The organism is Murimonas intestini, from assembly GCF_024622195.1.
GTDB classification, from domain to species: Bacteria; Bacillota; Clostridia; order Lachnospirales; family Lachnospiraceae; genus Murimonas; species Murimonas intestini.
Genome location: NZ_JANKBI010000015.1, coordinates 85431 through 99038, shown reverse-complemented (window position 1 = coordinate 99038; position 13608 = coordinate 85431). Strand labels below are relative to the sequence as shown.

At 43.1% G+C, this 13608-nt stretch carries 13 protein-coding genes; 3 read left to right on the top strand and 10 right to left on the bottom strand.

Features of this window, described 5'->3' with window-relative positions; genetic code table 11:
• Positions 1-31 precede the first annotated feature (31 nt).
• A complete protein-coding gene (locus NSB28_RS18695) occupies positions 32-286 on the bottom strand; it encodes a hypothetical protein (protein ID WP_109748118.1) in 255 nt (84 codons plus the stop codon).
• A 45-nt stretch (positions 287-331) separates the two neighbouring features.
• A complete protein-coding gene (locus NSB28_RS18690) occupies positions 332-802 on the bottom strand; it encodes a hypothetical protein (RefSeq protein WP_109748117.1) in 471 nt (156 codons plus the stop codon).
• Positions 803-979: 177 nt separating this feature from the next.
• Between NSB28_RS18690 and NSB28_RS18685 the strand changes: the two genes are divergently transcribed.
• The 3 genes from NSB28_RS18685 (at position 980) to NSB28_RS18675 (ending at position 2012) form a co-directional block, all read left to right on the top strand.
• Positions 980-1159, top strand: a complete 180-nt coding sequence (locus NSB28_RS18685; RefSeq protein ID WP_109748116.1) for an AbrB/MazE/SpoVT family DNA-binding domain-containing protein — start codon at positions 980-982, stop codon at positions 1157-1159.
• An 87-nt stretch (positions 1160-1246) separates the two neighbouring features.
• A complete protein-coding gene (locus tag NSB28_RS18680; protein WP_257497862.1) occupies positions 1247-1396 on the top strand; it encodes a hypothetical protein in 150 nt (49 codons plus the stop codon).
• A 97-nt stretch (positions 1397-1493) separates the two neighbouring features.
• Positions 1494-2012 carry a hypothetical protein gene (locus tag NSB28_RS18675; RefSeq protein ID WP_109748115.1) on the top strand — a complete coding sequence of 173 codons (519 nt, stop codon included), beginning with the start codon at positions 1494-1496 and terminating at the stop codon, positions 2010-2012.
• A gap of 319 nt (positions 2013-2331) precedes the next feature.
• Here the strand turns inward: NSB28_RS18675 and NSB28_RS18670 are convergent, their stop codons facing one another.
• From NSB28_RS18670 to NSB28_RS18635, 8 genes are all read right to left on the bottom strand, one after another.
• Positions 2332-3327 (bottom strand): N-acetylmuramoyl-L-alanine amidase, encoded by a 996-nt coding sequence (locus NSB28_RS18670; RefSeq protein WP_257497863.1) that lies wholly within the window; start codon positions 3325-3327, stop codon positions 2332-2334.
• Positions 3328-3540, bottom strand: a complete 213-nt coding sequence (locus tag NSB28_RS18665) for a holin (RefSeq protein WP_109748114.1) — start codon at positions 3538-3540, stop codon at positions 3328-3330.
• A gap of 18 nt (positions 3541-3558) precedes the next feature.
• Complete coding sequence (locus NSB28_RS18660) at positions 3559-3873, bottom strand: hypothetical protein (RefSeq protein ID WP_109748160.1); 315 nt, start codon at positions 3871-3873, stop codon at positions 3559-3561.
• A 719-nt stretch (positions 3874-4592) separates the two neighbouring features.
• Entirely contained in the window at positions 4593-5936 is a 1344-nt protein-coding gene (locus NSB28_RS18655) for a hypothetical protein (RefSeq protein ID WP_109748113.1), read from the bottom strand.
• Between the two features lie 10 nt (positions 5937-5946).
• Complete coding sequence (locus NSB28_RS18650) at positions 5947-6144, bottom strand: hypothetical protein (RefSeq protein ID WP_257497865.1); 198 nt, start codon at positions 6142-6144, stop codon at positions 5947-5949.
• The gene (locus NSB28_RS18645) at positions 6101-8848 is read right to left on the bottom strand and encodes a phage tail spike protein (protein WP_109748112.1); all 2748 of its coding nucleotides are present in this window, start codon (positions 8846-8848) and stop codon (positions 6101-6103) included. The genes NSB28_RS18650 and NSB28_RS18645 overlap by 44 nt, the downstream gene beginning before the upstream one ends.
• Positions 8845-9540 (bottom strand): distal tail protein Dit, encoded by a 696-nt coding sequence (locus NSB28_RS18640; protein ID WP_109748111.1) that lies wholly within the window; start codon positions 9538-9540, stop codon positions 8845-8847. Before NSB28_RS18640 ends, NSB28_RS18645 begins: the two co-directional genes overlap by 4 nt.
• Positions 9521-13558 carry a phage tail tape measure protein gene (locus tag NSB28_RS18635; RefSeq protein ID WP_109748110.1) on the bottom strand — a complete coding sequence of 1346 codons (4038 nt, stop codon included), beginning with the start codon at positions 13556-13558 and terminating at the stop codon, positions 9521-9523. Before NSB28_RS18635 ends, NSB28_RS18640 begins: the two co-directional genes overlap by 20 nt.
• Positions 13559-13608 lie beyond the last annotated feature (50 nt).

The window sequence follows — 13608 nt, the reverse complement described above, 5'->3', positions numbered from 1 at the left end:
TTTTTATATACAAAAAAATTTACGATACAAATTATATGCGTTTTATAATGTGTTTTGCAGGTTTCCCCTGCTGGACACCCCAATATGTGCCCTGCTTATCCCCAACTGCAAAAACAAGAACCTCTGCGTAGCCTCGGTGCTTATACACATAGGTTGTCGGGATCGTGTTGTTACTATTCGATGGAGACATCGGGTTAATATAATATTGCTGTCCATAAAGCTTTTCTGCCGCCTCTTGATAATTTGCGGCGTGCACCGTATTATTTCCATCTGTATATTTGTTCATGAAGTTTCCCCTCTCTGCCCTCGTAACCTCCGGGACGGGTGATAATCATCCTACGAATGCATATTCTACTTTTCCGCTTGAGTAAGTAATTCGGCTATAAAAGCCATCATTACAATTTACAAGCTTATTATCTACTATTTCACCGTTGTCCACAACATATTTTTTATAATATGCTGCGTTTTCTGTAATTTCTTTTTTGAGCGCTTCCGGATCTGTGATCCAGCATTTTGTCGCTCCATCCCATATAGCTTTAAAGTTACTTTTAATAAATTCCTTTGCTGTATATGTTTTCCCGGAAATGACACCTGTTAAAGTGTTAACTGTAAAGCTGTCATGTCTTGCTACTTTCATCTCGATCACTGATGCATCAATTATTCTTGCAATTTCTTTCGCTTCTTTCCATGCCCTCTTAAGACATTCTGAGAAGCTTAATCTATACTGTGCTACACATTTCTGTGTCTCTCTATAAATTTTCCATGCTTCTTTCATGATTTTTGATAAGTTATATTTTTTCATTTTTTTATTTCCTCCGTTCTTTATCTTGATTACATTATATACTATTCGTACGAATAATTCAATATGCATTCTGCCTAAATCGTACGAATGATTTTTGTGCAATTCGTACGAATATACATATTCTATTGTTTTATTTGTACGAATGATATATAATACAAAAGAAAAGGAGGTGATAAAGTGGAGCCTATAAAAAGAAAGATACTCTTTAATAAGCCTGGCGGAACTGCAAGTAAAAGTTCTATCATGGCAAGGTTAACCCTTCCAAATGACTTTATAAAAGCCCTTAATATTACTCCCGAAGACAAAGATGTAATTATCTCACTTGAGGGAGATAGAATAATCATTAAAAAAGCTTGACTATTCGTACGAATGGTAATATAATAAAGATAGTTAAAGGAGACATCCTTTAACGAATGACCGGGCAAGCGGAGAAAGGAGGAACAAATGGAAAGTATGACCAAAGAAGAAATGCAAAGATTTTTAATCAAAGAAGCGCAGAGAGGCAGCACAGAAATAGAAGCTTACAGAAATTTAATGGAAATCCTAGGAATTGAGTTTCCAAACGAACCAAAAAAACAAAAGCCTGCAGAATAGGCTTTGAGAGAAAGCAAAGGGAGGGCGGACTTGCCACCGCTCCCCCGCAAAAATATTATAACATATAATTAAGACAAAGTGCAAGGGAGATTAGAGTATGAAGACCTTTAAACATTACGGAATCGATGTAACACGTCAGATTATAGAAACAGAATTTTACAAGACTCTTGTAAAAAACAATATCCCATATACAGAGCCAGCTTGTAGCCCTGATTTAAATTTGTATGTATATAGCGTTGATGGCGTAAATAAATACGCTGTTGTAAAGCCTCTCAGTATACCTGATGATTATGCGGAGGTTGTGTACATAACAACATCCATTCCAGAGGATTTAGATTTTAACATGCTGGTGCAGGATGTTGAATCTCAAAATAATGGAGAAGAACCAATGCAGCCTAAGACAAAATTAAAACTTGTCTTAGATACTATTTTATTTCAAATTGATAATGAGGTTAAGGCCTTCGCGGCTAAAGCAGATCTACTCCCCGATGAAGAGATCATATCACAAACAGTTATCGCATTATCTGCCTATGGATATGACAGACATAAACTCATGCACAGCGCTCACAGTGATATCAACGCTGATTTTTATGCTAAATTATTAGATGCAATTTAACAAATACCCTGTAAACCAACTGCCCTGTACAAGGGCAGTTTAATTTCTTTATTTGCACAAAAAAAGAGCAACCCGAAAGTTACTCTTTTTTTGTGTGTCGCTATTTACAACTTTATTATTTCAATCCACTGCCCTTTACAGGGCAGACACCCGTTATATAACGGAAAAAACATAAATAAAATTATTAATATTTCAATCCGCTGTCCCTGACGGGGCAGACACCGTTTTGCAACGGCAAAGCTATAAATAAAACTATTATTTCAATCCGCAAGGACATTCCCTTGACATATTTATATACTAGCACACACGCTTATTTTTGTCAACTATTTCTCGTATAATCCAGGCAAATCCAGCCTGCGCCGCTCTTGAGCTTGCCCCAATTGCCTGAAGTCTCTACGATCGTATATGTACCCCGGTCAGTAATCTGCCCCGACAGTGTATAACTCGTTCCGGGGCCAGTCCTTATATTGAGCACGTCTGTCGTCACTTTTACAGTTTTTTCTTTTGCCTCCACGGTATCACCTCCCGTGACAAAACCCCCATAGCCATATGACTGTAATTTTTTCAGCATAGAGTCAGCATTAGCTTTCATGGAAAAGGCCCCTATCTGAACCTTATATAAACTCTCAGTCTGTTTAATACAGGTTTCAAACCCCTGACTCTTGAGCGTGGCTGCAAAGCTGTCAGCAAGTTTCTTGTCTTTGAAAGCCCCTGTCTGTACTCTGTAGATGATCCCGGCCTCATCTGGTTTTGACGGCTGCGGAGCTGGTTCAGTACTCGCCCCCGCAAGTGCTGCCTTGAAAGCTGCCCATGTATGTTTTGTGTGATTGTAAACATATGGATTAGGGCATGTCTTACCATTGACGTCATAATGCCTGATTACACGATCTGCGGGTATACCATATTTACTCATGAGGTACTTTGTAAGCTCAACAGCTGACTTGACTGTGGCATCTTCAAAATACCAGTCTCTGTCTGTGGCGTTCATTGTGTTGTGGTTTCTCTTATGTACGCACATCTCTATGCTGAGTGAATTATAATTAGTACACTGCCCATAATAAGCACCGCCCTCGCTGCTCTGACGCCCACCTCCTACACTCCATGCACCGTTAGCATCCTCAACGCTCTGCCATATCTCCCCGGAAAAGCCCACATAATAATGTGCGCTGGCCCCTACATCACCGCTGGCATAATACTGGCAGTTTTCTTTCGCCCCTCCCAGGGCCCCTACATAATGGATGACAATGTACTTTATCCCCTGGCCTCCACGGCCATTGTAATGATTGTACGGCGTAATTAATTTATTTATCTGCATTTACTTTCCCTCCCCTGTTAATTCAGGAAGCCCCGCCACACTGGTAAGTAAGGATAATACCCCAGCCAGCACGGCTGCGCTGCCTACCATAGCCCAGTTGACATCCCCCAGTACTGCTGCAGTACCGATGGTAGCAATTGCTGTCTGTGCTACTGTCTTGATTGCTCTGACTCCTGCTGCTTTTAACCACTGCTTTATGTTTTCTTTCTTCATAAAGGATTCCTCTCTTTCTTATAAAAACGGCCCAACGGCCATTATTAATGCTGCTGCCAATGCCCCTGCTACAGTGGAGATTATGGATGTGAATATAGTCTTTTTGATGCTACTCCACTGTTTTTTAGGCTCCTCTTCTAAAACCTTCAGCCGTTCCCCTTGCTGCCGTTGCTCTTCCAGCATGTTTTCCATGTTTAGTGCCAGCTTTTCAACTGACACAACCAGGGACTGTATGGCTTTAGCCTGATCTTCCTGTGCTCTCATCCGATGCTTGAGAGACCCTATTTCATGTTCGTGTCCCTCAAGCTTTACAGCAATTTCTTCATCATTCATTTTAAGTCTCCTTCCTTCGGGTATTAAAAAAGGACCCTGAGGGTCCGGTGCTCTTATCATCATATTCTTTTTCCTTTCTTCCGTATTTTCACTGCTGCACTAAACAGCAATATAACATACCACCACGTAACAAATACAAGCGTTGAGGCTCTTATAGCACAAGCACGGACTGATGGGCTGACTGTATTTTGGGGACAAAATATAAGTGGTATAGATGGTATTGTACCCAATGATAATGACGTAATTATCGAGATATATAGATATCCAGTCACAGAGTACGCTTCCTGCCGGGTCATTGTACGCGATTTTCGTAGCACGGCGATTAAAACAATTTCTCAGATAAATGGAGTCTTTTCAGGATGGAATGACAGCAATTTACGAATTGAATATAAAAGCTATACGATTTTAGCTAATAATGGTACGCCAACAGTTACCGAAGTGCCAATCGAATACCTGGGGACACAGCTAAAAGTCAATAATCAATCTTTTAGCTACAAAATTTGCTGCCGCACAGTGGGAACAAGCGGAAATGCCTACTCCGAATACAGTGTGTACGACAGTAAAATTGCAACTATCTTTTCGATTGGAAATACTTTGCCTACATTTCCGTCTTTACGTATTGATAGCTATGGAAATCTTAAACTGTATTTGCCTAATATCACACAAAAATATGTTGTAGCTACTTCGATAGAGCGATTAGGGGGCTAAGAAACTATAGTTTATTGCAAAATTATATCTATGGTACCTTTAATGATTAACCCGACATAAAAAGACTTTAGTGGCCATGCACCCATTTTGCCATCATTGGTATAAAATCTACCAAAGTTCATTACATTATAAGTACTATTGTATACAGCATATGCTCCATATGATGTCTTTTCGATGTCTATGATACCTGTAGATTTTTTATAGTAGATGCATTCATTTCTAGAACAGGATTTAATCACATCATTTGGGAAAAAAGATGTCTTCATTGGATTTAAATTCATTCCAAAATCGAAATATGTATTTGCTGCGTCATTCCCCGCGGCTGTATTTGCTTCCACCGTTAGCATATAATTGATATGCAGATATTTTCCCGTCCGGACAGCATATGCCGTGCAGGGACAAACCACAGCGGTATGCTCAACAGGTAGTGTAGTATAATTTTTAAATAGATTTGGGTAAAATGTACAGCCAACAAAATTGCTGTTTAGTGCAGTAATGGATGTCTCAGCTGTGCCCATTCTGGTTACTAAATTTTTCACTTTTCCGACAAGCCAGCCGGATATCAAAGACAGCTTACTACCGGATGCAGGAGCTGTCGCCGCCGTACTTTCGGTATAAGTCACCGTCTTGCCCGAAATATCACCTGCCGCTGCTGCTTCTGCCCTTGCTGTAGCTTCCTGCGCGTCTGCTTTTAGAGTTGCAAACTCTGTGACCCTGGCTGTCTCCGCATTCACCCTCCCTGTTTCCTGACTCTTTCTGGTGTTTTCCGCGTTCACTCTGGCTGACTCTGCGGTACCTCTTGCTGTCTCCTGGCTTTTGCGTGTATTTTCAGCAGATACACGGGATGTCTCTGCATTGACCCTGGCTGTCTCCTGATTCTTTCTGGTATTCTCTGCAGATATTCTGGCATTTTCCGCAGTCTTTCTGGCTGCTTCCGTTGTTTCGGCTTCCTGCGTGATCCGCTTTGCATCCGATATTGCCTGATCCAAAACGCCTAACTCCATATTCCCTTCTATTGCTCCGTCATTTCTCACTGACTTTTCTATTTTTAGTTGAAATGATACTGTTGTCAGCTTTTCTTCACCTTTTACAATTTCAAGCTGACAGATACGCTCCCCTGCGGTATCCAGCATCACTTTTGACAATGGTGCCAGAATCTTATTTCCCTCAACCTCACAATTATTCCAGATAGTTTCACTTGCTATCGATACCACTGCACCGGATGGTATTTCGAATCCTGTCCCATCTTTTATAATTTCAGCCCTTATGTATCTCCCTGTGTCATTCTGTTTTGCATTAACGGTTACAAAATGATTATCATAAAAATCCAGATAGATATCTTTTATAATCTGCATCATTTGCCTCCTATTCTGGAAGTTTACCATTGATAAAATCTGTTATATCTGCAAGCTTCTGACTTATCGTTTTATCTAAGACAATGATAGATCCTTTTATATTGTCTTTAGACGATGTCCCATCATCATTGATTTCTGAATATGTAAAGGTCAATCTCTCACCCTCACCTGTAGTATGATGCATAAAACTCGTCACTCTCTTTATCATATTCTAATTCCTCCTTATAGCACAAAATTGGCTCTATTTCTTTTTCCCTGTCACCTGCGTACAGGCTTTCTATCCTGTCTATACTTTCTTTTTCCGGTACATCGCTTTCTAACCTAAGGCCACCAAATCCTTTCTGTTTTCCTAAAATCTCCCAGGCGAACTTGAGATTACGTTCTCCTTTCACAACAAAATAACCTGAGTTAATTTCTGAAACATACAATTCTCCTTTCCCGTATTTTGTAAGTTTCACAATAGGCTCTTGCTCAATCGTCTCCTCAAAAACAGGGTCTATACTTATATAGCAATCTCCATTTTCATCTGTACATCCAGTCCCGCAATCCCCAAACATAGGGCTTGCCATCTCATAGCAATATAATTTCTTTTGACTGAAATTTTTTGTATCTGCAATCCTGGATTTTGTACCAAAACAAGATATATTTCCAAATGAATATATATCACCTGCCGCTGATATCTTAAGAGGCCTTATTGAGGGCATCCATACATCTTCACCATCTTGAGAGCCTAACCATAAATTGTCGCCTAAGTACCATGCATAGTATTTATAATCTGCATCCTCAATTGACGAAAACATATTCTTTGCAAGTTGCATTCCAAGAACAAATTTAGGTGCAAACGCATAAACTATCCCACCATTTGTAACTTTAAAATTGCTTCCTACACTCATTTCACCGCCTTTTATATTAGCGTATTTTGTTTCCATGCTGCCGTCTTCCAAAATTTTAAAATTTTGGTTGGCGGTAACCGCCCCGTTGAGGTTAATCTTATCTGCTTTTATGGATACAGCTTCAGCAGACTGGTTAATGGTCGAGATTATCTGCGTACCATTTACTTTTTTTGCCACTTCTGAATTTATATTATCTGCGGTAACTTTGATGGAAGACTTTAGGGATTCTTCAGCGCCCTTCGCCCTATTAACTTCAGTAGTTACAGCATCCGAAGTTACTTTTATAGAGGATTTTAAAGTTTCCTCGGCTCCTTTTGCTCTACTGACTTCTGCCGTGACTGCATCTGAAGTTACTTTAAGTGACGACCTTAAAGTTTCTTCACTTCCTTTCGCCCTGGTGACCTCCGCGCTGATCGCATCAGTATTAACTTTAAACTGAGACTGCAGCTTGCCTTTATATGCTTCACTGATTGCATCCTCTTCCACGGATCCTATTTTAATATTCACTCCGTTTGTATCTGCTGACATGACAATATTCCCTTTTTTATCAAGGACCTTGAATACGCCATTTACATTATTGGCGCCTCCTAATGTCAGTGTTCCGCCTCTGATCCGGTCTGCCAGCATATAGCCCGTGGCTATGATGTCTGCTACTGCCCCCTTTGCAGTGATTGCTGTTGTCCAGTCCCATTCTCGGCCGTCTGTCGTCCTCTTGTCCGCAATCTGCAGCCCCAGGCTCCCTATACACAAAGCACCATAATTGTCACTTTCTGTGTCTGTATCCTCAAATAAGATGGCTCTTACATCCTGCTTCTGAGCCACGTTTTTTTGGTACTTTAATTGTGCGTTGAAGAGATTAAGTACTCCTTTAACCTTGTCCGCCATAAGTGTACCGTTCCCAGTATCTATGGTTCCGGTGACAGCCTTATAAATCTCTGTCAGGCTGTCAGAAACATCCCATACAGCATCACCCAGTTTCAATTCCAGAATCCTCTCTGAGACGCAATCATATCTAATTCCTACACACCTGGTCTGTGTAGTGATACCCAGTCTCTTATTGGTGCAGGCCACTGTATCACCCAGGGATATCTCCACCAGGTCTTTGATGTCCTTATACTCTTCTGTCTGGGCTATATCCGCAATTGTGACCTTATAGGCTACCTGCGGCACGTCTATCCCTTTTTTAAACTCTTCTGCCGCCAATTCCCTCAGTTTTGCCTGAAGCTCTGGCAAAGTATTAAATACAAGATCATCCTCATCAGGTTCACCCTGCATATCTTCTTTGAGCTTGATGTGTTCATATTTTACAATACGGTGATGGATATAAGGATAATTGTGAATTTTAGGCGAGTCCACATAATAAGGATTACTGCACATCCTCCCGTTGTAGGCAACAGGCACGATCCTTGTTATGACGTCCTCTTTATCTGCCCTTTCTTCCACTCCGGTCAAATTATAGCCAAATGCTGCCCTGGCTCCATAATCCCCTCCAATGTGGTTGTTAATTATGATCTGATAATTATTGTATAAAATCTCACCGCCCCAGCGTTTCAGGAATGCGTTGTCATCATCACCGCTTATAGCCTCTATCAGGTTTTTGTTGATGTAGTAAGCAGTACTTACGGTACCTATATCTGTCTTTCCACTATACCTGCTGCCGCTGCACATGATATCCAGTGCCTGCTGCCCATTTTTATCTGTTGGCCTGGAATCAGGTATAAAACAATCCTGTGCCGCATCCAGGAATACCGGTCTTGCATAAGCGTGGATGGTGTAGAAATCTTTTGCGGTGTTGTAAACCCTGAAGAGCTGCTCCTGCTCAATCCCTCTTATCCCGGCCGGTGCCTTGATTACCGAATCTATCATTAGCAGCCTTATGACATCCTCAGTTATCACATGCTCTAGCTCTAGCTCCCACTCTGCATTGATTTTGCATGTAAACTCACATAATATTGGCTGAAGGACATAATCTCCGTTCCGGCTGTAATCTGTATTACCCGCTTTATATATCTGTATCATAAGCGCCTCCACATCGGCTGTACCGTTACTTTAAATCCGCTGGTAGCTGTTACGGTATTCTCTCCCTGGATCAGCCACAACCCCTCATAATCTCCCGTCACGTCTGCATTATGAATGGTACCGTCCTCCCGGTAAGCTACCATCCTATCAGTATCAATGGTCAGAATCTGACCAACATTGCATACCATAGTATTTTTATTGACCGTCAACGTACATTGGCCCTCTCCAGATATATGATAGACCGGATGTGCTGCTGCATACTCATTCACCAAGGTTCCTATTGGTATATCTATGTCTCCCGAATCAAGATACACGTATGGCTCGCATACAAATGTAGCTGCGAAAGTCCCAAACTTTCCAAGCTGCCGCTCACATTCCTTTGCTTTTACATATTTAACCTTATAATAATAGCCAGGGTCATCCGCAAACTTTAATCTGCCCTGTCCCTGGCTATGCAGCCACTTTTTTACTTCCCTTAGGCGTTCCGCCCAAAGGCTTCTTTTTTCGTAAAATCCCATCAGGATTTCTATTTCTATATCTTTGTATTTACCGGTCCTCACAGTTAAACTGCCGTCCCTGCCCTCCACGCTGTACGTTTCTATTTTTTCTTCGGGTATGGGAATATTCGGGCGCTGTGTTATCCGTACTCCCATACTCCGGCCTGTCCGCTCATTATACTGCATATCGTACATTTTGGATTCCTCCTTTTATGGCAAGTTTCCTGCCCTGCGCTCTGGACAGTCCTTCCATTGCTATCTCTGCAATTTCAGTCCTGTCATAGATCCCGTTGTTATATATCGGCATCTCAATGATAATCCTTTCAGCCCCCATAGAGGCACCTGCTGCCGTTCCGGATCCTGTCCCTGGCTTCAGGCGGCTGTAATCCATTGTCTTCTTTATCATGCCGTTGACATCTGCTATTTTATCTTCATAACCTACTCCAAAGCCTTCCGCAGTATACTCGCCTATTTCCGCAAAAACCCCGGAAGGAGAATGTATTTTCAGGCTCGATCTGGCCTGATTGACTGCCGATGCACACATATTCGCCACAGCACTGACCACAGCAGATCTGCCTGCACTTATACCATTCGCAAGGCCATACGCTACGTTTAGGCCATCGCTATACAAGCTCGGTACCCTGACATTATTGTAGGCAGTTATTCCTAAATTCTTTGCTGCTGTGGCAACCGTTGTCCTTCCTCTGTTCATTCCTGTCACAAGGCCGGAAGGTACCTGCATACCATATACGGCATACCTAAGTGGATTCATACCTGTACTTGCTGCGGTCTGTGTCTGAGTAGCCAGAATCTGCATAGCTGATGTCACATTGCTTCTCCCGGCATTAATACCTTGTGCCATACCCAGAGTTACATTACGTCCGCTGCTTGCAAAATTCGATGCCCTGAGTCCAGATGATGCACTCCTTATGATCTCATTCAGGATCTGCTGTACAGTATTGGATACGTTTCCTTTTGACTGCTTAAGGCCGTTCACAAGACCTTCATTCATGTTCCGGCCTATTTCTTCTGTCTTCCATGAAGGGGAATGTGTTCCTGCCCCGGTCTTTGCCCCATCTACAGCTGCTTGTCCTACATCATCGCCAGCTGCTTTTACCTCTACCTGTCCGCCCTGAAGTTTCTCAGTCAATCCTGCAATGGTATTTACACCTACCTCCTGCATTGCAGCTTTAACTTTATCCTTACCGCCTGAAATAGCTGTTGTAACCCCGTCCATCATACCGCTGATGTTTTCTTGTACACCGTCTTTGATGTCCAGGGATTCCTCCCACATGGATGATGCCTTTTGCAGCTCATCATCTGACATGCGCGCGAAAGCCGCTACATAATTAGCCCCTTCCGGTCCCATCTCTGCCAGATGCTGTAATAGTCCTTCATTGATGCCTCTTTGTGATAATACATTCAGGTTATCTGCCCAGTTTGTTACCCCGTCGATCTGGCTCTGCATGTTATGCAGGAGGTCATAGGTGGATATCTCAGTGCCTGCGCTGAATTCCTCAAACATGTTCATCTGGGATTCCAGCGCTCCGGTGACGCTCTCCTTTAGGGAAGTGTAAGTCTCTGCTATCTGGCTTGCACTCTCCATGAGGGTTGTATTATTCTTCCCCTGTGCCTCTGTATTGGCATCCGTTGCCGTGGTATTGGCATTGACCTGTCCGGTCACTTCATCCCAAGATACCCCTGCCTCTTCCAGATATTTCTTGACCGCCGCTTCCTCTGCTGCCAGTTCCTTTTTAGCATCCTCGTTTGCTTTTACCGCATCCGTATTATCTTCTTGCTGTTCTGTCAGCAGCTTATACTCCTCACGTTCATCCTTTTTCCCTGATATCAATGCCGTGATACCTGTTACATCTTTCAGCATCAGGTCATTCTCTTCTTCCAAAAGAGTGTTTCTACGTTCTGATATATCTGCACCGCTGTTCTGTAACTTTATCGACTCTATTTCAAGTTCTGTTTTTTTCTTGATCAACTGTATGGCATATTCCTGCGCCGCCTGCTGTGCAATCTGCTTCTGGCTGGCCTCGATGTTCTTGTACATCTCTTCTGTGGTCATATTGAGCTTTCCGGCCTGTTCGTCATAAGCCAGGCTTAAGCCCGGCACAATACTGTTTAGCTCGGCTATGTAACCATACATAACGTCCATTTCTGAACTGCTCAGTTGTGTCTTCCCGGCTAACCCTGATATCCTCTCAGCAAGGATACCCGCATACTGCCCTTGAGCTTCCATTTGTGCCGTACTGTCAGAGTAAGAAGCGATCGTCTTATCTACAGACTCTGTGACTTCGTTTGCTGATGCTACTACTCTTTTATTTTCCTCCACCAGCATTTCAACTTCTGCCGATGCTTCCCCGGCATTATTTGCATAGGTGATGATGGCCGCTCCTGCAGCTATCACGGCAGTTACAATCTTGATCACAGGGTTTGCCCCTAATACGGCATTAAATATCGTTTGTGCTGTTGTTGCTCCCTCTGTGGCAGCTGAGAATGCGGTCACTGTAGCCGTTATGGTCTTATAGGCCACAAAAGCCGTGCCTACTCCTGTCACTGCCGGTATAAGGAGGTCTATATTATCAATCACAGTTGATATACCATCGACTACCTTTGGCAGTACATTCTCCACGATCGGCTCTGATATCTCAGACTTAAATTTCCTTCCCAGTTCTTCCAGGGAGTTTGTTACAGAATCATACTTAATACTTTTCAGGCGGTCCATTGCGTTGTAGGAAGAGGATATCCCTCCCTCAACACTGGTAAGCGCACGGATCCCTTTCTCTCCCAGGTCTTCCCACATGGTACCAAAAAGATCTACTCCTGCCTGATTTCTCTTTACATCATCATCCAGGCTGAATAATGACTTTACGATGATCTCGGTCGCCTGCCTTGCGCTTTCCCCGCCTGCCGCAAACTGTGCACGCATCTTGTCCGCATTCAGGCCCAGGAGCTGATAGCCTTCCGTTGTAGTAGTTGCTGTATCTTTTGCCCGGATCGTAAACTCTTTGTAGGCATCTCCCAGCTTATCTACTGAGAATGTCCCTGCTTCTGCCCCATTTTTCAGACTGTTAAAGAAATCATCTGCACTTCTTCCGGCGCCGGCGTAATAGGAGCTATATTCGTTTATAGTGTCCAACAGGTCATCATTTTTATTAAGGCCCTGCTGTGCACCCTGGACAATCAGGTTATAAGCCTGCTTTGAGTCTATCCCAAAATTCTGCATCAGCGATTTTACAGCGCGCAGCTGTTCCTGATAATCCATGTCAAATGTATCCCGCAGAGCGATCGCGCTTTCCGTTATTTCCTGCAGGTTGGATGCATCCATATCCCCCAGTGTCTGCCTGATCCGCTCCATCACATCAGCAACATCATCATAAGATTCCCCATAATTGTTGTTATAGGCATCCTTTAAGACGCTGTTCATTTTCTGCATTTCCGCTGCTCCAGCTCCCGTGCTGGCTTTCAGTTGGTTTGATGCATCCTGAAGCTCTAATGTTGAGCTTACTGCTCCTGTCAATGAATCCTTTAAGATATCTGCCGCGCTGCTTATCGCTTTATCTCTTAATACCTCTGTCCATTTCCTTGAGACTTCTGTCGCTTCCTGGGTGGCTTTTCCAAACTTATCTATGCTTGTGGCACATTTATCCGTGGCATTCTCTGCCTCTTCCATATAGGCAGCATTCTCATTCAGCGCCTTTGTTGCTTTTACAGTCTGTGCCTGTGCTGTGTTCAGCTTCGCCTGCCAGTCTTTCACCCGGTTCCCCGCGGTCTGGTAATTCTTCTCCCCCTTTTCTATTTCCCGGTTAAGTTCTTCTACCGCCTTCTCCTGCTTTGCAATATCCACAGGTGCCGAACTGCTGCTCTGCCTCATCTGGTCAAGCTCTGCTGTTGCAGCTGTTAATTTCTGTTTTAAGGCATCCAGACCATTTCCAACATTTTTGTAAGCCTGTTCCGCATTGTCCAGCCCTTTTCTTACTTCTTTTTCTTTGTTGTTCTGTTCTTCCAGGATCTTTGTAAGTACAGAATGTTTTTTCTGCAGGCTTTCCAGCGAATTCGCCTGTCCTTCTGTCTGGGCCTTCACAAGGCCCATCTCCGTCTTTAATGCCGTCAGTGATTTATTACAGGCGGTCACCCCCGCCTTAAAATCTTTTTCCCCGTCCAGTTCTATGGTTGCCCCAATGCTTTCAGCTATCGTTATCACCTGCCCAATAAAAAAGGCACCCTTCACGGGTGCCTAAAGAAAAAGAGATG

What these genes read in the sequence shown, in the direction of transcription:
- NSB28_RS18695 (WP_109748118.1), bottom strand. Translation starts at nt 286, where the DNA reads ATGAACAAATATACAGATGGAAATAATACGGTGCACGCCGCAAATTAT.
- NSB28_RS18690 (WP_109748117.1), bottom strand. Translation starts at nt 802, where the DNA reads ATGAAAAAATATAACTTATCAAAAATCATGAAAGAAGCATGGAAAATT.
- NSB28_RS18680 (WP_257497862.1), top strand. Translation starts at nt 1,247, where the DNA reads ATGGAAAGTATGACCAAAGAAGAAATGCAAAGATTTTTAATCAAAGAA.
- NSB28_RS18675 (WP_109748115.1), top strand. Translation starts at nt 1,494, where the DNA reads ATGAAGACCTTTAAACATTACGGAATCGATGTAACACGTCAGATTATA.
- NSB28_RS18670 (WP_257497863.1), bottom strand. Translation starts at nt 3,327, where the DNA reads ATGCAGATAAATAAATTAATTACGCCGTACAATCATTACAATGGCCGT.
- NSB28_RS18665 (WP_109748114.1), bottom strand. Translation starts at nt 3,540, where the DNA reads ATGAAGAAAGAAAACATAAAGCAGTGGTTAAAAGCAGCAGGAGTCAGA.
- NSB28_RS18660 (WP_109748160.1), bottom strand. Translation starts at nt 3,873, where the DNA reads ATGAATGATGAAGAAATTGCTGTAAAGCTTGAGGGACACGAACATGAA.
- NSB28_RS18655 (WP_109748113.1), bottom strand. Translation starts at nt 5,936, where the DNA reads ATGCAGATTATAAAAGATATCTATCTGGATTTTTATGATAATCATTTT.
- NSB28_RS18650 (WP_257497865.1), bottom strand. Translation starts at nt 6,144, where the DNA reads ATGATAAAGAGAGTGACGAGTTTTATGCATCATACTACAGGTGAGGGT.
- NSB28_RS18645 (WP_109748112.1), bottom strand. Translation starts at nt 8,848, where the DNA reads ATGATACAGATATATAAAGCGGGTAATACAGATTACAGCCGGAACGGA.
- NSB28_RS18640 (WP_109748111.1), bottom strand. Translation starts at nt 9,540, where the DNA reads ATGTACGATATGCAGTATAATGAGCGGACAGGCCGGAGTATGGGAGTA.